16 protein-coding genes are annotated in these 19694 nt (G+C 69.8%); all 16 read right to left on the bottom strand.

The window, feature by feature from the left end; genetic code table 11:
• Positions 1-29 precede the first annotated feature (29 nt).
• Complete coding sequence (dnaE, locus tag ACIOSR_RS00390) at positions 30-3494, bottom strand: DNA polymerase III subunit alpha (RefSeq protein ID WP_056047386.1); 3465 nt, start codon at positions 3492-3494, stop codon at positions 30-32.
• 98 nt (positions 3495-3592) lie between these two features.
• Positions 3593-4516: an RluA family pseudouridine synthase gene (locus ACIOSR_RS00385; protein ID WP_402751583.1), complete on the bottom strand. Its 924-nt coding sequence runs from the start codon at positions 4514-4516 to the stop codon at positions 3593-3595.
• A complete protein-coding gene (gene lspA, locus ACIOSR_RS00380) occupies positions 4513-5184 on the bottom strand; it encodes a signal peptidase II (RefSeq protein ID WP_173150817.1) in 672 nt (223 codons plus the stop codon). The genes ACIOSR_RS00385 and lspA overlap by 4 nt, the downstream gene beginning before the upstream one ends.
• Before the next feature lie 4 nt (positions 5185-5188).
• Positions 5189-5965, bottom strand: a complete 777-nt coding sequence (locus ACIOSR_RS00375) for a DivIVA domain-containing protein (RefSeq protein WP_056045044.1) — start codon at positions 5963-5965, stop codon at positions 5189-5191.
• A 145-nt stretch (positions 5966-6110) separates the two neighbouring features.
• Positions 6111-6413 (bottom strand): YggT family protein, encoded by a 303-nt coding sequence (locus ACIOSR_RS00370; protein WP_056045042.1) that lies wholly within the window; start codon positions 6411-6413, stop codon positions 6111-6113.
• 93 nt (positions 6414-6506) lie between these two features.
• A complete protein-coding gene (locus ACIOSR_RS00365) occupies positions 6507-7031 on the bottom strand; it encodes a cell division protein SepF (RefSeq protein ID WP_123570020.1) in 525 nt (174 codons plus the stop codon).
• Between the two features lie 37 nt (positions 7032-7068).
• Positions 7069-7767: a YggS family pyridoxal phosphate-dependent enzyme gene (locus tag ACIOSR_RS00360; RefSeq protein WP_402751582.1), complete on the bottom strand. Its 699-nt coding sequence runs from the start codon at positions 7765-7767 to the stop codon at positions 7069-7071.
• A 6-nt stretch (positions 7768-7773) separates the two neighbouring features.
• Complete coding sequence (gene ftsZ, locus ACIOSR_RS00355) at positions 7774-8934, bottom strand: cell division protein FtsZ (RefSeq protein ID WP_054146791.1); 1161 nt, start codon at positions 8932-8934, stop codon at positions 7774-7776.
• A 138-nt stretch (positions 8935-9072) separates the two neighbouring features.
• Positions 9073-9894 (bottom strand): FtsQ-type POTRA domain-containing protein, encoded by an 822-nt coding sequence (locus tag ACIOSR_RS00350; protein ID WP_236556990.1) that lies wholly within the window; start codon positions 9892-9894, stop codon positions 9073-9075.
• A 367-nt stretch (positions 9895-10261) separates the two neighbouring features.
• Positions 10262-11692: a UDP-N-acetylmuramate--L-alanine ligase gene (gene murC, locus ACIOSR_RS00345; RefSeq protein ID WP_402751581.1), complete on the bottom strand. Its 1431-nt coding sequence runs from the start codon at positions 11690-11692 to the stop codon at positions 10262-10264.
• Positions 11689-12804 carry a UDP-N-acetylglucosamine--N-acetylmuramyl-(pentapeptide) pyrophosphoryl-undecaprenol N-acetylglucosamine transferase gene (locus ACIOSR_RS00340; RefSeq protein WP_402751580.1) on the bottom strand — a complete coding sequence of 372 codons (1116 nt, stop codon included), beginning with the start codon at positions 12802-12804 and terminating at the stop codon, positions 11689-11691. Before ACIOSR_RS00340 ends, murC begins: the two co-directional genes overlap by 4 nt.
• Positions 12801-14108 carry a putative lipid II flippase FtsW gene (ftsW, locus tag ACIOSR_RS00335; RefSeq protein ID WP_159826718.1) on the bottom strand — a complete coding sequence of 436 codons (1308 nt, stop codon included), beginning with the start codon at positions 14106-14108 and terminating at the stop codon, positions 12801-12803. The genes ACIOSR_RS00340 and ftsW overlap by 4 nt, the downstream gene beginning before the upstream one ends.
• On the bottom strand, positions 14065-15630 hold the full coding sequence (gene murD / locus ACIOSR_RS00330) for a UDP-N-acetylmuramoyl-L-alanine--D-glutamate ligase (protein WP_402751579.1): 1566 nt from the start codon (positions 15628-15630) through the stop codon (positions 14065-14067). Before murD ends, ftsW begins: the two co-directional genes overlap by 44 nt.
• Positions 15627-16730 (bottom strand): phospho-N-acetylmuramoyl-pentapeptide-transferase, encoded by a 1104-nt coding sequence (gene mraY, locus ACIOSR_RS00325; RefSeq protein WP_043594922.1) that lies wholly within the window; start codon positions 16728-16730, stop codon positions 15627-15629. The genes murD and mraY overlap by 4 nt, the downstream gene beginning before the upstream one ends.
• Complete coding sequence (gene murF / locus ACIOSR_RS00320; RefSeq protein ID WP_402752188.1) at positions 16727-18133, bottom strand: UDP-N-acetylmuramoyl-tripeptide--D-alanyl-D-alanine ligase; 1407 nt, start codon at positions 18131-18133, stop codon at positions 16727-16729. Before murF ends, mraY begins: the two co-directional genes overlap by 4 nt.
• On the bottom strand, positions 18130-19680 hold the full coding sequence (locus ACIOSR_RS00315) for a Mur ligase family protein (protein ID WP_056045031.1): 1551 nt from the start codon (positions 19678-19680) through the stop codon (positions 18130-18132). Before ACIOSR_RS00315 ends, murF begins: the two co-directional genes overlap by 4 nt.
• Positions 19681-19694 lie beyond the last annotated feature (14 nt).

Raw genomic sequence — 19694 nt, 5'->3', positions numbered from 1 at the left:
CACCAGGACCCGCCGGAGCACCGGCCACCTCAGACGAGGCAGCCGGGGCCCAGCAGGCTCTTCAGTTCGCCGAACAGGTCGGCCGTGACGTCGACCGGCATGGGGATCTCGAAGACCCGTGCGGCTTCGCCCTTGACGAGTCGGAGACGGACTTCGGTGCCGCCGGCGTGACGCCCGAGCACCGCTGCCAGCTCGGTGACCGTGTCGTGCGTCGCCCGGTGCTCGGGCATCTGCAGGAGCAGCGGCCCGTGGTTCACGCCGACACCGAGGTCGGGCATGAACATGCTCGCGGCGTGCATGTTCATGCCGTCGTCGCGGACGCTGACCCGACCCTTCAGGACGATGATCGAGTCCCCGACGAGCGACGGCCCGAATTCTTGGTAGGTCTTGCCGAGGAACATGGCGGAGATCTCGCCCCCGAAGTCCTCGACGGTGATGATTCCGTAGGGGTTGCCCGAGTTGCGTGCGACCCGGTGCTGCACGCTGGTGATGAGCCCCGCGATCGTGACCGTCTCGCCGTCGATGGTCGCGGGGTCGCTCGCCAGGATGTCGGTGACCGTCGTCTGGGCATGCTTGGCCAAGGGGAGCTCGAGGCCCGCGAGCGGGTGGTCGGAGACGTACAGGCCCAGCATGTCGCGCTCGAAGGCCAGCTTGTCGCGCTTGGACCACTCAGGACGTTCGGGCACGTGCTGGACGTCCTGCGGCTCGTCCCACAGGGAGTCGAAGTCGAAGCCGACCTGACCGTTCGCCTCGGCCCTCTTCTCGCTGACCGCCGCCTCGACGGCGGACTCGTGGATCTCGACGAGGGCACGCCGCGTCGACCCCAGGGAGTCGAATGCACCGGCCTTGACGAGCGACTCGACGGTGCGCTTGTTCGCCACGGGGAGCGGCACCTTGCGCAGGAAGTCGTGGAACGAGGTGAACGCCCCTTCTTTCTTGCGCGCGGCGATGACGTGGTCGACGACGTTGAAGCCGACGTTGCGCACGGCACCCATGCCGAAGCGGATGTCGTCGCCGACGGCCGCGAAGAAGCCGATGGATTCGTTGACGTCGGGCGGCAGCACCTTGATGCCCATGCGGCGACACTCGTTGAGGTAGAGACCCAGCTTGTCGCGGGAGTCCCCCGTGCTGGTGAGCAGGGCGGCCATGTACTCGGCCGGGTAGTGGGCCTTGAGGTAGGCCGTCCAGTACGAGACGACGCCGTACGCCGCGGAGTGCGCCTTGTTGAAGGCGTAGTCCGAGAAGGGCAGCAGGATGTCCCAGAGCATCTTGACGGCATCGGGCGAGAAGCCGTTGTCGAACATGCCCTGCTCGAACCCGGCGTACTGCTTGTCGAGCTCGGACTTCTTCTTCTTGCCCATGGCCCGCCGGAGGATGTCGGCCTGACCGAGCGAGAAGCCGGCGACCTTCTGCGCGATGGCCATGACCTGCTCTTGGTAGATGATCAGCCCGTAGCTGGTCGACAGGATCTCTTTGAGCGGCTCTTCGAGCTCGGGGTGGATCGGGGTGATGTCTTGCGCGCCGTTCTTGCGGAGCGCGTAGTTCGTGTGCGAGTTCGCGCCCATGGGCCCCGGGCGGTACAGCGCGATGACGGCCGAGATGTCTTCGAAGTTGTCGGGCTTCATCAGCCGGAGGAGCCCGCGCATGGGCCCGCCGTCGAGTTGGAACACCCCGAGCGTGTCGCCGCGACCCAGCAACTCGTAGGCCCCCCGGTCGTCGAGCTCGAGGTCTTCGAGCACGAGGTCGAAACCGCGGTTCGTCTTGATGTTGTCGAGGGCGTCGTTGATTATCGTGAGGTTCCGCAACCCCAGGAAGTCCATCTTGATCAGGCCCAGGGACTCGCACGCCGGATAGTCGAACTGCGTGACGATCTGCCCGTCCTGCTCACGCTTCATGATCGGGATGATGTCGATGAGCGGATCGCTGGACATGATGACGCCTGCGGCGTGCACGCCCCACTGACGTTTCAGGCCCTCGAGCCCCAAGGCCGTGTCGAAGACGGTCTTGGCCTCGGGATCGGACTCGACGACAGTCCTGATGTCGCCGGCCTCTTTGTAGCGCTCGTGCTGCTTGTCGAAGATGCCGGTGAGCGGGATGTCCTTGCCCATCACGGCGGGGGGCATGGCCTTGGTGAGCTTCTCACCCATGCCGAAGGGGAACCCGAGCACCCGTGAACTGTCTTTCAAGGCCTGCTTGGCCTTGATGGTGCCGTACGTGACGATCTGGGCGACGCGTTCGTCTCCGTACTTCTCGGTGACGTACTGGATCACCTCGCCGCGACGACGGTCGTCGAAGTCGACGTCGAAGTCGGGCATGGACACGCGATCGGGGTTGAGGAACCGCTCGAAGATCAGACCGTGGCGCAGAGGATCGAGATCGGTGATGCGCATGGCGTAGGCGGCCATCGAGCCGGCCCCCGAACCACGGCCCGGACCGACCCGGATGCCGTTCTCCTTGGACCAGTTGATGAAGTCGGCGACCACGAGGAAGTAGCCGGGGAAGCCCATGCCGGTGATGACGCCGATCTCGTATTCGGCCTGCTTGCGCACGTCGTCCGGGATGCCCGCGGGATAGCGGTACACGAGCCCCTTCTCGACCTCTTTGATGAACCAGGTCTCTTCGGTCTCGCCCTCGGGCACCGGGTAACGCGGCATGTAGTTGGCCGAGGTGTTGAACTGCACGTCGCAGCGCTCGGCGATGAGGAGCGTGTTGTCGCAGGCCTCGGGGTGGTCGCGGAAGAGGTGCCGCATCTGCTGGGCGGACTTGAGGTAGAACTCGTCGGCGTCGAACTTGAACCGGTTGGGGTCGTTCAGCGTCGAGCCGGACTGGACGCAGAGGAGAGCAGCGTGGCTGGTCGCGTCGTGCTCGTGCGTGTAGTGGAGGTCGTTCGTCGCGACGAGGGGCAGGTCGAGGTCTTTCGCCAGGCGCAACAGGTCGCCCATGATCTGCCGCTCGATGCCGAGCCCGTGGTCCATGATCTCGGCGAAGTAGTTCTCGCGGCCGAAGATGTCGCGGAAGTCGGAGGCCGCCTTGAGCGCTTCGTCGTACTGGCCGAGCCGCAGGCGGGTCTGGACCTCGCCGCTCGGGCAGCCGGTCGTCGCGATGAGGCCCTCCGAGTACTGGGAGAGCAGCTCGCGGTCCATGCGCGGCTTGAAGTAGTAGCCCTCGAGCGAGGCCCGGGACGAGAGCCGGAACAGGTTGTGCATGCCCGTGGTGTTCTCGGACAACAGCGTCATGTGCGTGTAGGCACCGGAGCCCGACACGTCGTCTCGTCCACCGTCGCCCCAGCGCACGCGAGTCTTGTCACCCCGGTGCGTGCCCGGTGTGATGTAGGCCTCCGTGCCGATGATGGGTTTGACGCCCGCCTCGGTCGCCGTCTTCCAGAAGTCGTACGCACCGAACACGTTGCCGTGGTCGGTGACCGCCACCGCGGGCATGCCCTGGGCGGCGGCCTCGGTGACCAACGGTTTGACCCGGGCGGCGCCGTCGAGCATCGAGTACTCGCTGTGCACGTGCAGATGGACGAATGAGTCTTTGCTCGAGGCCACGGGGCTCCTCGTCTGGTGGTGGATCTGGCGACTAGGGGAACAGCCTAACCGTGACGGAGGACGTCGAGGGCGTGCTGCAGGTCGCTGGGGTAGGTCGAGCGGTAGACCACCGGCTCACCCGTACCGGGGTGTCGGAATCCGAGCTGGACGGCATGCAGCCACTGCCGCGTGAGACCGAGGGTCGCCGACAGCGTCGGGTCGGCTCCGTAGGTCGCGTCACCGACGCACGGGTGTCGCTGGGCGGCCATGTGGACGCGGATCTGGTGGGTCCGACCCGTCTCGAGGTGGATCTCGAGCAACGACGCCGACGGGAACGCCTCGACGGTCTCGTAGTGGGTGACCGACGGCTTGCCGTCGACGACCACGGCGAACTTCCAGTCGGACGACGGATGCCGCCCGATGGGTGCGTCGATCGTCCCGGTCAACGGGTCGGGGTGGCCCTGGACGACCGCGTTGTAGATCTTCTCGACGGTGCGTTCGCGGAACGCCTGTTTGAGCAGGGTGTAGGCCCGCTCGGTCTTGGCGACGACCATGAGGCCGCTCGTTCCGACGTCGAGGCGGTGCACGACGCCTGCACGCTCGGACGCGCCCGAGGTCGACACGGTGAAGCCCGCGGCGGCGAGTCCGCCGAGCACCGTCGGTCCCGTCCAGCCCACCGACGGGTGTGCTGCGACTCCGACCGGCTTGTCGACGACCACGATCTCGTCGTCGTCGTGGACGACCGCCATGCCGGGCACCTCGACGGCGACCACGGCCGGTGCCTCACGCGGTGACCATGTGACGTCGAGCCACGCACCGGCCTCGAGCCGGTCCGATTTGCCGACCGTGCGCCCGTCGACCGTCACCCCGCCCGAGGCGGCGACCTCGGCCGCGAAGGTCCGGCTGAAGCCGAGCAGCTTGGCCAGGGCGGCGTCGACACGTTCGCCGGCGAGCCCGTCGGGGACCGGGAGAGCGCGCGTCTCGCTCACGAGGCGCTCCGGTGATCGGCAGGAGGCGTCGTGTCGACGGGACCGCCGGGCTCGTCACCGGACGTGCCCGGGTCGCCGACGGCCGTTGAGCCGGCCACTTGAGGGTCGCCGTCGCGACCGTCGCCCGCCGGTCGAGCCGACTTGCCGGCGCTCGGCGTGCGCGTGCCGTCGAGCCCGATGCCCAGCAGCGTGAGCAGGAGGAGCAATCCCATGCTGGACACGATGAAGACGTCGGCGACGTTGAAGATGGCCGGCAGCAGGGAGGGGAAGTAGATGAAGTCGACCACGTGCCCCTGGCCGAACGACGGCTCTCGGAGCAGGCGGTCCGTCAGGTTGCCGAGGGTGCCGCCGAGCAGCATGCCCAGCATGATCGACCAGGCCAGCGATCGGATGCGTCGGGCCACGACCAGGATCGCGACGGCGACGCCGGCGGCGGCGATCGAGAAGATCCACGTCGACCCGCTCGCGAACGAGAAGGCGGCACCGGGGTTCTTGACGAAGTGCAACTGGAAGAACTCGCCGACGACGTCGACGGAACCTCCTTCGACGAGAGTCCGGGTGACCAGCAGTTTGGTGCCCTGGTCGAGGCCGTAGGCCACGACAGCGACGAAGGCCAGCGTCGCGAGAACGCGGACGCTGGCCTTCGTGGCGGGCTTGTCGCTCGACAAGTCCTTAGTTCGAGCCGAAGCCCTGGGCGCTGGCCGGAGTGGGCCGACCGGCCTCGCCGGTGCCCTCGCCGTCGAGCTCGTGCAGCTGACCCTCGATGTAGCTCTTGAGCTTGGAGCGGTAGTCGCGCTCGAACGAGCGCAGGTCGTCGATGCGACGCTCGACGCTCGAACGCTCGGTGTTGAGGCGGTCGAGGATCTCGCGCTGCTGGGTCTCGGCGGCACCGATGATGTCGCGGGACTTCGTCTCGGCCTCGGCGACCACCTCACGCTGGCGGGCCTCGCCCTCGGACACCAGCCGGGCCGCGGTCGCGTGGCCTTCGGCGATGAGCTGGTCGCGCTTCTCGACGCCCTCGCGGACGTGCTCTTCGTGCAGACGGCGAGCGAGCTGCAGCAGGCTGTTGGTGCTGCTGGTCTCGTCGGCCTCGGACACCGCGGGGGCGGAGTAGGCCGGAGCGGACGCGACGGCGGCGGGGGCCGCGACGACGGGCTCGGACTCGACGACCGGCTCGGGCTCGACGGCCTCGGGCGCCGACGCGGGAGCCGGTGCCGACGCAGGAGCCGGCGCGCTGGCCACCGGAGCCGAGACGGGAGCGGCCTGCGCCACGGGGGCGGAGTCGCCGGACGAGAGGCGCTGACGCAGCTCGTCGTTCTCCTGGTTGAGACGTCGCAGCTCGGCGACGACCTCGTCGAGGAAGTCGTCGACCTCGTCTTGGTCGTATCCCTCGCGGAACTTCGTCGGCTGGAACCGCTTGTTGACTACGTCTTCCGGCGTCAAAGCCATTGCCGTCACCTCGTGCATCTGTTGGATCGTGTGATCGTGGTCTGGGTCGTTCTTCTACACCGTAGAGGAGCGGGGCCCGGTCGGGCCGGGATCGTGCCGTTCGGGCGCTGCAGTGAGCCTACCCTGTCGTCCACGGACGACGTGGTCAGCCGAAGGTGCGGAGCCCGGAGGCGACGCTCATCAGGATGATGACGGCCAGCATGATGATGCTCCAGCCGAAGTCGAGCGCGACCGATCCGAGGCGTACGGGGGGCAGGATCTTCCGCACGCGGCGGATGGGCGGGTCGGTCACCGTGTAGGCCACTTCGGCGATGACGAGCACGGGCCCCTTGGGGCGCCACCCGCGGCTGAACGACTGCGCGAGGTCGAGCACGAAGCGGGCCCACATGAGCAGGAAGAAGATCAGCAACGCGTAGTACGCGATCGTGGCGATCAGGTAAGTGATCATCGGGGGGTCATCAGCTCACACGAGTCGGCGCGAGGAGACTCGCGGACGGGCAGGTCGTCACGTCGACGCAGAGGAGCCGCGACGACGGACTCGTCACGACTGGGCGAAGAACGACGCTTCGATGTCGGATTCTACCTCAGCCTGATCACCGCTCACCGCGATGTGCGCCGGCGACAACAGGAAGACCTTGTTGGTCACGCGCTCGATCTTGCCGTACAACCCCTGCGAGAGACCGCTGGCGAAGTCGACCAGACGACGGGCGTCCGCCTCGGTCATCTGCGACAGGTTGATGATCACCGGGATGCCGTCACGGAAGCTCTCGGCGATCGCCTGGGCGTCCTTGTACTCGCGGGGGTGGACCGTCAGGATCTCGTTCATGTCGTGGGGCACCGTGTTCTTCGGGGTCGAGGAGCGACGCAGCGGCGTCACGGGGGCGCGGGTGGGCGCGGGGGCGGCGGGAGCCGAGTGGACCGGGGCGACGGGAGCCGGAGCCTGGGCGGCCGCCTGCGGTCGCGGCGACTGCTGGGGCTGCGCTCGTTCGTGAGGCTGCTCGTCGTACTCGAGCTCTTCGTCGGCGAGGCCCAGATAGACCATCGTCTTGCGCAGCGGGTTGGCCATGGTGTTCCTCCGAGTCAGTGGATCGTCAGGACCGACATTAACGAGCATCGGGGCGAGAACCCGTGATTGCCGTGCCGATCCGTAGGTGTGTCGCGCCCTCGGCGACGGCCTCGACGAAGTCGGGAGACATGCCGGCCGAGATCGCGTCGGCAGTGGTCTCGAGGGACCGCACCCTCTCGGAGACCGCACGGAGGCGCGCGAAGGCCGGACGCGCCTCCTCACCCAGGGGGGCCACGGCCATGACGCCGCGCAGTCGCAGCCCCGGGGTCGAGAGCACCCGCTCGGCGAGCCGCTCGACCTCGTGCTCGGCCACTCCCCCGCGGCCGGGGTCGTCGGTCAGGTTGACCTGGACGAATCCGTCGACGAGGGACCCGGAGTCGTCCGAGAGCGCGTCGACGACCGAGTCACGGTCGAGCGAGTGGACGGCGTCCGCGTAGCGCCGGGCCTGGCGCGCCTTCTTCGACTGCAACTGGCCCACGAAGTGCCACCGGAGTCCGTCGAGGTCGTCCAATTCGACGGCCTTGGTCTGCGCCTCTTGGTGACGGTTCTCGCCGACGTCGCGGACCCCGAGGGCGTACAACGCCCTGATGAGGCCGGGCGGATGGAATTTCGTGACGACGATCGTCGTGAGCTCGCCCGGAGAGCGTCCCACAGCGGTGCAGGCGTCGTCGACGGCCGCGGCGACCCGGGCGAGACGCTCGCCCAGGTCGCCGTCGACACTCGTCGGATCGGTCACTCGTCGTTACTTGAGGAAGTCCGGGACGTCGAGGTCGTCGTCACCGTCGTCGAAGGCCGGGTCGACGGCCTGGGTCGCGGGCTCTTCGGGCCGCTTCCACGCCGCGGGCTCGTGCGTCGCACCGCTGTCGGCGATGGCCGAGACACCGGCGACCGAGGTCGCCGTGGGGCCCTCGGAGTCGACGAAGCTCGACCGGCGATCCTTCACCTTCGTCGAGGGCTCACCACCGTCGAACCCCGCCGCGATGACCGTCACGCGGACCTCGTCACCGAGGGTGTCGTCGATCACGGCACCGAAGATGATGTTGGCCTCGGCGTGGACGGCCTCCTGCACCAGGCGCGCCGCGTCGTTGATCTCGAAGATGCCCAGGTTGGAACCGCCCTGGATGGACAACAAAACCCCGTGTGCGCCGTCGATGCTCGCCTCGAGGAGCGGAGACGCCACGGCCAGCTCGGCCGCCTTGATGGCGCGGTCCGCGCCCCGCGACGATCCGATGCCCATGAGGGCCGAGCCGGCACCCTGCATGACCGACTTGACGTCGGCGAAGTCGAGGTTGATGAGACCGGGCGTGGTGATCAGGTCGGTGATGCCCTGGACACCGGCGAGGAGCACCTGGTCGGCCGTGCCGAAGGCCTCCACCATGCTGATGCCGCGTTCGCTGATCTCGAGCAGGCGGTCGTTGGGGACGACGATGAGGGTGTCGACCTCGTCCTTCAGGGCGGCCACGCCGGCCTCCGCCTGGGCCTGACGGCGCTTGCCCTCGAAGCCGAAGGGCTTGGTGACGACACCGATGGTCAGTGCGCCGATCGACTTCGCGATGCGGGCGACGACCGGGGCCCCGCCCGTGCCGGTGCCGCCGCCCTCGCCGGCCGTGACGAAGACCATGTCGGCACCCGCGAGGGCTTCCTCGATCTCTTCGGCGTGGTCCTCCGCCGCGCGGCGTCCGACCTCGGGGTCGGCACCGGCGCCGAGGCCCCGGGTGAGTTCGCGACCGACGTCGAGTTTGACGTCGGCATCGCTCAACAGCAGCGCCTGCGCGTCCGTGTTGATGGCGATGAACTCCACCCCGCGGAGCCCGAGTTCGATCATGCGGTTGACGGCGTTGACGCCACCGCCGCCGACACCGACGACCTTGATCACGGCTAGGTAGTTATGGTTCGTTGTCACGTCCGGGCCTCCGCTTGAACCTTAACTCTGCAGTTGAAGGTTAAAGTTGTACATGGTATGCAAGTTCTGCAGTCACAAGGTATGGGTGCGCCGCAGGCGCTGTCGCCAGGGTGGCCAGCGTGTCGCGAACACACCCTCTCATCTCGTCCTGATGATCCCGTTGTCAGGCGCGGACACGTCGTACTCGACGCTCGCGCCCGGGTCGCGCCGGGCCTGGTCGGCGATGAGTCCGGTGAGCACCTGGGCCTTCTTCGCCGACTCGTCGGCGCTGCCCCAGACGACCCGCTCACCCGAGGTGAGTTGCAGGGTCACGTCGTCGGCCGTCGACGCCGTCACGGTGTCGACGGTCGAACGCAACGTGACCGGCAAGGCCAGCAGCACCTCGGCCACCGAACGGTACGCGGGGCCGTCGAGGGCTGCTCCCCCGACGTCGACCAGGGGTACTCCCTCTTGCCGGGCGTCGAGCGTCTGGACCACGACGCCGGCCGGGTCGACGAGGTCGAACCCCTCCCCCGCGGCGACCGTGGCGACGGGCTGCCGCTCCTGGATGCGCACGACGAGCGTGTGGGGCGGAGCGGTCTCGGTCACGTAGCTGGCGATCAGGGGGAACGCCCCGAGCTCGCGGGTGACCTCGTCGAAGTCGATGAGGGCGAGGGGCGTGCCGAGCTGCCCGTCGAGGGCGGTCTGCACGGCCGCGGCGTCGACGCGGTCCGTCCCCTCGACACGGATGGTCTGCAACGACAGGAGCGGCGTGAACACGGCGACCGCGACGGACGCGACGAGGAGGAGCACGACGGCCCCGAGCGACACCAGGGTCGCCCGACGGTGTCGGCTGCGACGCGTGAAGCGACGGACCTCGACGCGCTCGACGCGCCTCCGTTCGCTCGATGCCCGACGCGCCTGCCGGCGTGCCGCGACGGCTCGTGCCTTGGCCTCGGCGGCCGTGCCGTCGGGCGCCACGATGCGCGGAGGCTCGGAGCCCCGAGGTGCGACCCGCCCGGGGTGCTCGCTCGCGTCGGAGGTCGAGGGCTTCGTCAGGCGGTCACGCCAGGCCGCGGGGACTCCGGTGATCGACCCGAGGCGGCCCTTGAGCGACGACGGGGACGACGGATCGGATGCGTCGGCGTCGGCCGCCCGCGAATCACCGGCAGCACCTCGGGGAGGCCGCGAGGCACCGACGACGGGGACGGGCCCGGTGGCCTCCGGGTCCCGTCCCCGACGGCGTCGGTTGGGCGCGGCCGGAGGAGTCGGGGTGGGTTCTGGTTCGTCGAATCCGTCGGGCCGCTTCATCGGAGGGCCCCCGACACCACGGACCTGTCGTGACGAGTCACTCCGCGGAGTCCTCCGCGACGGCGACGACGGGTTCGTGGGCCGCGTCGAGTGAGCCGAGCAGTTGCGGCACGATGCGGTAGACGTCGCCACAGCCGAGCGTGATGACGAAGTCGCCCTCTCGAGCGACCTCGGCCGTCCGGTCCGCCGCGGCCTGCCAGTCGGACACGAAGTCGACGCGGTCGGGGTCGGCGAAGCGTTCGGACACCAGCGCGCCGGTGACGCCGGGCTCGGGGTCCTCGCGCGCGCCGTACACGTCGAGCACGATGGTGTGGTCCGCGAGTCGCTCGTAGGTCTCGGCGAACTCGCCGGCCATCATCCGCGTGCGGCTGTAGAGGTGGGGTTGGTGCACGGCGATGAGGCGCCCGTCGCCGACCACGGAACGCGCCGCCTGCAGCGCCGCGGCGACCTCGGTGGGGTGGTGGGCGTAGTCGTCGTACACGCTGACGCCCCGCACGACGCCGTGCAGTTCGAACCGCCGCTCGGTGCCGCCGAAGGTCTCGAGACCCGCGATGGCGGCCTCCGCGTCGACGCCCAGGCCGACGAGGACCGCGAAGGCACCGGCGGCGTTGACGGCGTTGTGCCGCCCGGGCACGCGCAACTGCACGGGCCACGAACGACCCTGGGCGTGCAGGGTGAACGAGACCGGACCGGTCGTGGCGACGTCGCTCAGGCGGACGTCGGCGTCGGCGGCCTCGCCGAAGGTCACGACGCGCGGGTGGTCGAGGCGTTCGGTGACACGGACGGCACCGTCGTCGTCGCTCGAGACGACGACGAACTCGCGCGCTGCCGACGCGAACCGGACGAAGGCGTCGTCGAACGCCTCGTGCGAGCCGTAGTGGTCGAGGTGGTCGGCGTCGACGTTCGTGATCAGGGCGACCGAGGTGTCGTAGAGCAGGAACGAGCCGTCGGACTCGTCGGCCTCGACGACGAACAGGTCGTCGTCACCGCCACGGGCGCTGACGCCCAACGACTGGATGACCCCGCCGTTCACGAAGCTCGGGTCGTGCCCCGCGGCGAGCAGGGCGGTGACGATCATGCCGGTGGACGTGGTCTTCCCGTGCGCCCCGGCGACCGAGACGAGCCGCTGCTGCCCGACGAGCCAGGCGAGCGCCTGCGAGCGGTGCAGGACGGGCAGTCCCTTCGACAGCGCGAGCTGGTACTCGGGGTTGTCCTGCCAGAGGGCGCCGGTCACCACGAGCGTGTCGGCGTCGCCGACGTTGGCCGCGTCGTGGCCGATCGCGATCTCGGCGCCTGCCGCCCGGAGCGACTCGACGGCCGCGCTGTCGCGGGCGTCCGACCCGGTGACACGGTGGCCGGCGGCGAGGAAGACCCGGGCGATGCCGCTCATCCCCGAACCGCCGATGCCGACGAAGTGGACGGCACCGAGTTCGGCGGGGATCGGCTGGTCGAGGTCGGGTTTGATCATGATGTCTCGCTGAGGTCGGGGTTCGGGGATGACGAGGAGGCGCGGCCCACGGCGTCGAGGACGAGGTCGACCGTGCGGTCGGTTCCGTCGCGCACCCCGACCGAGGCGGCGCGGACGGCCATGTCCGCCACGACGGCCCGGTCGAGCAGCAGGGGGACGAGCGTGCGCTCGACCCAGGCGGGCGTGAAGTCGGCGTCGGCGACGAGCAGTGCTCCCCCGGCACCGACGACGTCGGTGGCGTTGTGTCGCTGTTCGCCGTTGCCCACCGGGTACGGGACGAGCACCGCGGGCAACCCGAGCGCGGTGAGCTCGCTGACCGTGGCCGAGCCAGCCCGGGAGACGACGAAGTCCGCCGCCGAGAGCGCGAGGTCCATGCGGTCGCAGTACCGGAGGAGGTGGTGGCCGTCGAGGTCGGTCGAGGTGAGATCGGACTTCTCACCCGTGATGTGCAGGATCTGCCAGCCGGCGCCGAGCACGCTGACGGCCGCCCTCGACATGGTCTCGTTCAGCCGCCGCGCACCGGTCGAACCACCCGTGACGAGCAGGGTCGGCCGCGCCGGGTCGAGGCCGAAGGCCGCGACGGCCTCGTCGCGGTGGGCCCGTCGGTCGAGGGACTCGATCTCGTCGCGCAACGGCATGCCGACCTGCCGTCCGCCCCGGAGTCGGGTGGAGCGGAAGACGACGCCGACGTGGGACGAGAGGAACGAGCCGAGGACGTTCGCCATGCCGGGTTTCGCGTTGGCCTCGTGGACGACCACGGGCACCTTCGACCGCCAGGCCGCGACGTAGGCCGGGGCGGCTGCGTAGCCGCCGAATCCGACGACGACGTCGACGTCGTGCTGTGCGAGCAAGGACCGGATGCCGTCGATCGCGCCGGCGAGTCGGCCGGGGAATCGCAGCGCCGCCGCGGAGGGCTTGCGGGGGAAGGGCAGCCGCGGCACGGTGAGCAGTTCGTACCCGCGTTGCGGGACGAGCCGTGCCTCGAGCCCCTCGGCGGTGCCGAGCACGAGCACGGTCGCGTCGGGCTCGCGCCGACGGAGCCGATCGGCCACGGCGAGGAGGGGGTTCACGTGCCCGGCGGTGCCACCGCCGGCGAGGAGATACGTCGTCACCGCAGAGACCCTACCCGCTGTCGCGGGAGCCCCTGCGGCGTCGCGGACTCTTCGGGCACCCGGGCGAACGAGAGCACGACGCCGATGGCCACGAGCGTGACGATCAACGCCGATCCACCGGCCGAGATGAGCGGCAAGGGGACGCCCAAGACGGGCAGCAGCCCCAGGACGACCGCGATGTTGACGAGCGCCTGACCGATGATCCACGCCGTGATGGCCCCGGTCGTCACACGGACGAAGGGGTCGTTCGTCCGGCGGATGATCTTGACGAAACCGACGGCGAGGACGATGAAGAGGGCCAACACGACCATCGCTCCGATCAATCCGAGCTCTTCGCCGATGATGGCGAAGATGAAGTCGTTGTCGGCCTCGGGCAGCCAGGACCACTTCGACTTCGAGTTGCCGAGACCGACGCCGAAGAGTCCCCCCGAGGCCAGCGCCCACGTTCCGTGCAGGGTCTGCCAGCACTCGGCCTGGTACTGGCTCGAGTCCGAGCAACCCGACAGCCACGCGGCGATGCGTGAGTTGCGCGAACTCGACCCCTGGGCGATCAGGGGCACGACCACCGCGAGGAACGCGAGGGGCGCCAGCAGGTAGCGCAGCCGGACGCCGGCGAACCAGACGGCCGCGAAGACGAGCAGGAGCATGATCATGGTCGTCCCGAGGTCGCCACCGAGCACGACGAGGCCGATCGCGACTCCCGCCACGGGCACGAGTGGGATCGCCAGGTGCTTCCAGTCGTCGAGCAGGTCGCGCTTGACCGAGAGGATCATGCCGAGCCAGATCGCCAACGCGAGCTTGACGGCCTCGGAGGGCTGCGCCGTGAACGAGCCGAGGTCGATCCAGTTGCGGTTGCCGCCGATCTCGTAGCCGAGGGGCGAGAAGACGAGCAGTTGCAGGACGATGGTCGCGCCCAGGACGTGCCACGCCCAGCGCTTGAGGAACGACACCGGCAGCCGGGACACGATGAGCATGAGCGGGATGCCCACGGCCGCGTACGTGCCCTGTCGGATGAACGCGCCGAAGAACGACGTGTGTCGTGACGAGATGTACTGCTCGACCGAGGACGACGAGAGCACCATGACCAGCCCGAGCACGACCATGAACAACGTCGTCCCGAGGATGACGAAGTACGAGCCCGTCTCGGCGGCGAAGAGCTTCTTGACGCGGACGACGGCGCCGGCGGTGCGCTTCGAGGAACCCAGGCCGCTCGAGGCGTCGTCGGTCGGTCGGACGGGCCCGCGGCGCGTGCGGCTCGACTCAGTCGGCCGACGGCGCGGGAGGCTGGACGGCGGGTTGGCCATCGACGTCACCCCTCAAGTGTTCGTGTACGGCCTGGGCGAAGGATCGCCCTCGGGCCGTGTAGTCGGTGAACTGGTCCATGGACGCCGCCGCCGGGGCGAGGAGCACGGTGTCCCCGGGACGGGCCACGCTCGCGGCGAGGCGCACGGCCGTCGGCATCACCTGCCCAGTGTCGGTGGCGTCGACCTCGAAGACGGGGATGCCGGGCGCGTGTCGGGAGAAGGCCCGGCGGAGCGGCTCACGGTCGACGCCGACGAACACGGCCGCCCGGACGGCGTCCGTGGACTCGAGCACGAGTGGCTCGACGTCGACGCCCTTGAACAGGCCTCCGACGATCCAGACGACCGACGGGAAGGACGTCAGGGAGGCGCGCGCGGCGTGCGGGTTCGTCGCCTTGGAGTCGTCGACCCAGGTCACGCCGCCGGACTCGGCCACGACCTCGGTGCGGTGGTGGTCCACCGCGAAGCCGGCGAGGGCGTCGCGGATCGAGACGGGAGCGACGCCCACCGCACGCACGAGCGCGGCGGCCGCGAGCACGTCCTCGACGAGGTGGTCGGCGCCGAGGCCGACGCCCTCGAGGGCCTCCCGGGTGGTCAGTTCGAGCGCTCGCGTGTTGCGCTCGGCGAGGAAGGCGCGGTCGGCCAGGACGGAGACCCCGTCGCCGGTCACGATGCCGACCTCGCTGGGCCCCGGGGCGTCGAGGCCGAAGCCCACGGCGCGGCAGCCCTCCTCGACGTCGGCTTCCTCGACCATGCGCAGGGTCGCCTCGTCCGCCTTGTTGTAGACGCACGCCACGACCGTGTTCTCGTACACCTTGGCCTTCGCGGCACGGTAGGCGTCCGCCCCGCCGTGCCACTCGAGGTGGTCCGCCTCGAGGTTGAGACACACGGAGGCCCGGGGCCTGAGGGCACCGGCTCCCCCGGTCGGCAGGTAGTGCAGTTGGTGGCTCGAGAGCTCGACGACGAACAGGTCGAAGCCGTCGGGGTCGCGCACCGCGTCGAGGACGGGGACGCCGATGTTGCCGCAGGCCGCCACGCGGCGACCGTCGGCGCCGGCCATCGCCGACGCCAGCTGCGTCGTCGTGGTCTTGCCGTTCGTCCCGGTGACGAGCACCCACTCGGCCACGCGCTCGACCTTGTCGCGCACGCGCCAGGCCAACTCGACGTCACCCCACACGGCCCTCCCCGAGTCGACGGCCCAGCGGACCAGGGGGTGGTGCGGGGCGAAGCCCGGGCTGGCCACGACGAGGTGCGCGTCGAAGGCCGTGAGCGTGGCCGACGGTGTGTCGGTGGACTCGACCTCGTCGAGACGGGCCCCGATCAGCTGCAGCAGCTCGGCCTTGTCGGCGTCGACCGCGGGGGCCACGACGAGGACGTCGGCGCCCAGTTCGGCCAGGGTGTCGGCCACCGAGAAACCGGTCGCGCCGAGCCCGAGGACGACCACGCGCAGGCCCGACCAGTCGGCGTGCCAGCTGTCGAGCCCGGCGAGCCGCTCGGCGAGGGGGGCGGTGCTGCCGTCGCTCATGAGGTGCGGAGGATCCATTCGAGGTAGAAGGTGCCGACGCCGGCGGCGACGAAGAGCCCGGCGATGATCCAGAACCGGACCACGACGGTCACCTCGGCCCAGCCCTTGAGCTCGAAGTGGTGGTGCAGGGGGCTCATCAGGAAGATCCGCTTGCCCTTCGTGATCTTGAAGTACGCCCGCTGCAGGATCACCGAGCCGGTGACCACGATGAAGAGACCACCGATCAGCACGAGCAGGAGTTCGGTGCGGCTCAGGATGGCCAGGGCGGCCAGCGCCCCGCCGAGGCCCAGCGAACCGGTGTCGCCCAGGAAGATCTGTGCAGGCGAGGTGTTCCACCAGAGGAACCCGATCAGGCCACCGCAGATGCAGGCGGCGACCACGGCCAGGTCGAGCGGGTCGGCCACCTGGTAGCAGGCCGCCCGCGTGGCCTCGTCGAGGCGCACGCTCGTGCAGAGCTGGTTGTTCTGCCAGAAGCCGATGAAGATGTACGACGCGATCGCGAGGATGGAGGCGCCCGTGGCGAGACCGTCCAGGCCGTCCGCGACGTTCACGCCGTTGGAGGTGCTGACGGTGATCAGGACGACCCAGATCAGGAACAGCCCGCCCCCGACGATGGTGCCGAAGAACATGAAGTCGAGCCAGGGGATGTCGCGCAGGCCCGAGATCATCGTCGACGCGGGGGCGAGCCCGCGATCGTTCGTGAAGGAGAGCGCCAGGACGGCGAACACCGCCCCCACGACGACCTGCCCGGCGATCTTCGCCCACCCGCCGAGCCCGAGGCTGCGCTGGTTGCGCACCTTGAGGAAGTCGTCGAGGAACCCGACCACGCCGAGGCCGACCATCATGAACAGCACGAGCATGCCGCTGAGGGTGAGCTCGTCCCCGCCGACCAGGTGACCGATGAAGTAGCCGAGCACGGTGCCGATGATCAGGACGATGCCGCCCATGGTCGCCGTGCCGCGCTTGGTGTGGTGCGACTGCGGGCCGTCGTCACGGATGAACTGGCCCCACCCGAGACGGTGGAAGAGCTTGATGAACGCCGGCGTCATCAGCAGCGTGAAGGCGAGGGAGAACCCGCCGCCGATCAGCAGCGCGATCATGCGGTCACCCCGGCCAGGCGGTCACCCAGGAGGCGCAGGCCGGCCGATTTGGACGACTTCACGAGGACGACGTCCCCGGCTCGCAGGGTGCCCTGCAAGAAGTCGTACGCCTCGTCGATCGTGTCGACCAGCACGCTTTCTCCGTCCCACGAGCCTTCGAGGCCCGCCGCCATGTGGATGTGTCGTGCCTCGTGGCCGACGACCACGAGCTGGCCGACGTTGAGCCGGACGACCAAGCGGCCGACGCGGTCGTGCTCGTCACGCGCGTACTCGCCGAGCTCGGCCATCTCGCCGAGCACGGCCACCGAGCGGTGGTCGGGGCCGGTGATCTGGGCGAGGGTCTTCAACGCCGCGGCGACCGAGTCGGGACTCGCGTTGTAGGCGTCGTTCACGACCGTCACGCCGCCGGGCGCGTCCAGGACCTCCATGCGCCAGCGCTCGGCCCGTGTCACGCCCTCGAGGACCGTCACGGCCCGATCGAGGTCGACGCCCCATTCGCCGACGACGCTGAGGGCCGCCAAGGCGTTCATCACGTGGTGCTCGCCCAGGATGCGCAGCGACACCCGGCGGCTCGCGTCGCCGTGCTCGAAGGTGAACGAGGTGCCCGACGCCGAGACGTCGATGTCGGACGCCCGGTAGTCGGCCGAGGCACCCTGACCGAAGGTGACGACCCGTGCGGCCGTCACGGCCGCCATGCCGGCGACGCGGTCGTCGTCGGCGTTGAGGACGGCCGTCCCCGTGGCGGGCAGGTCGGTCACCATCTCGGCCTTCGCCGCACGGGTGCCCTCGATGCCGCCGAAGCCGCCCGCGTGGGCGAGGCCGACCTTGAGCACGACCCCGGTGTCGGGACGGGCGATGTCGACGAGCCGGGCGATCTCGCCCGGGCCGCTCGCGCCCATCTCGACGACGAGGTACTCGGTGGTCTCGTCGATGCGCAGCATCGAGATCGGGGCACCGACGTGGTTGTTGAACGACCCCTGGGGGGCGACGGTCGGCGCGACGTCGCCCAGTACCGCGCGGAGCATGTTCTTGGTGCTCGTCTTGCCGTTGGAACCCGTGACGCCGACGACCTTCAAGCGTCCGAGGCGCCGGACGTGTTCGACGACGGCGGCGGCGAGTCGGGACAGCGCGACGACCCCGTCGTCGACGACGACGAGCGGTGCGGTCGTCTCGAGTTCGCGCTCGGCGACCACGAGGGCGGCGCCGTTCGACGTGGCGGCCTCGACGAAGAGGTGCCCGTCGGTGACCTCACCGCGCAGGGCGAAGAAGATCGACCCCGGGGTGACCAGACGCGAGTCGGTCTCGACCGTGCCGTCGACCGGGGTCGCGACCCGCGCCTCCTCGGGGTGGACCAGGCGCCCGCCGGTGATGTCGGCGATCTGGCGAGGCGTGAGCGCGATCACTCGGACCACCCGGCCTCGCGCAGGGCGGCACGGGCCTCGTCGCGAGCGGAGTACGGGGTGCGCTCACCACGGATGTCGCGGTAGTCCTGGTGGCCTGGACCGGCCCAGAGGATCGAGTCGCCTTCTCGGGCCAGGGCCACGGCCGCCCGGATGGCCGCCTCGGGCGGGCTCACCTCGTGGATCTCGTGCTCGGGGTACGCCTCGCGGGCGGCGTCGACGAGCGTCTTGCGGATGGAGGCCGGGTCTTCGAAACGGGGGTGGTGGTCGGTCACGACGAGGATGTCGGAACCGGCCGCGGCCACCCGGGCCATCTCGCCGCGTTTCGTCGTGTCGCGGTCGCCGTCCGCGCCGAACAGCATGATGACCTTGCCGGGTGTGAAGGTGCGCACCGCGGCCAGGGTGGTCAGGAACGCGTCGGGGCTGTGGCCGAAGTCGACGTAGACGCTCGGGCCGGTGTCGCCGGACACCCGCTCGGTACGCCCGGGCAGGTACGCGACGATGCCGCCGTCGGCGTCGAGCGCCTGGCCGATGGCCTCGAGCTCGAAGCCCGCCTCGACCAGCATGACGATCGCCAGGGCCGCGTTCGCGACCATGTGCCACCCGATCAGCGGGACGCGCGTCACGAGCGAACGCTGCTCGGGGCCCGACAGACGGAACTCGGTGTAGGCGGCCTGCTCGTCCAGGATCTGGACCGTCCAGTCGGCCTCGACGTCGGGGAGGATCGTGATCGTCGTCAGGGGGATGCGTGCGTTGTCCACCACGCGCTGTCCGTAGGGAGAGTCGAGCGAGACCACGGCACGACGGGCACGGTCGGGCTGGAAGAGCGGCAACTTCGCCTGGAAGTACTCCTCCATGTCGGCGTAGTCGTCGAGGTGGTCGTGGCTCAGGTTCGTGAAGGCGGCGACGTCGAAGACGAGGCCGTCGACGCGGTTGCGGCTGAGTGCCTGGGCACTGACCTCGACGGCCACCGCGCGCACCTCGCTCTCGCGCATGCGGGCCAGCAGGGCGTGCATCTCGCTGGCCTCGGGGGTGGTGAGGCGGCTGACGACGGTGAGGTCGCCGATGTGGCGCTCGGCCGTGCTGCTGAGGCCGGTGACGAGGCCCAGCTGTCGCAGGACGCCTTCGAGCAGGTACGAGGTGCTGGTCTTGCCGTTGGTGCCGGTGACCGCGAGGAGGAGGGGTGCGTCGTCGCTGTCCGTGCGGTAGATCCATGCCGAGAGCTCGCCGAGGGCCGCCCGGGGCGAGTCGACGAGGACGACGGGGAGACCGCTGGACCGGGCCAGCTCGGCCCCCGCGGCGTCGGTCAGCAGCGCGACCGCGCCGCCGTCACGTGCCTGGTCGGCGAACTCGGCTCCGTGCCGGTGCGCGCCGGGCACGCCCACGTACAGGTCGCCGGGGTGGAGGTCCGCCGTGCTCAGCGTGATGCCGGTGATCTCGATGCCGTCGAGGGAACCCTCGTGCTCGAGTCCGAACTCGCTGACCAGTTGGGCGAGTGACCTCGCCGACGGATGTTCCGGTCGAAGGACCGGGGGGATCCGGGCGCTCAAAGAATCCTCTTCTC

This window comes from Frigoribacterium sp. NPDC087798 (assembly GCF_044742985.1).
GTDB lineage: Bacteria > Actinomycetota > Actinomycetes > Actinomycetales > Microbacteriaceae > Frigoribacterium.
This window is presented reverse-complemented; position numbering and strand designations above follow the sequence as displayed.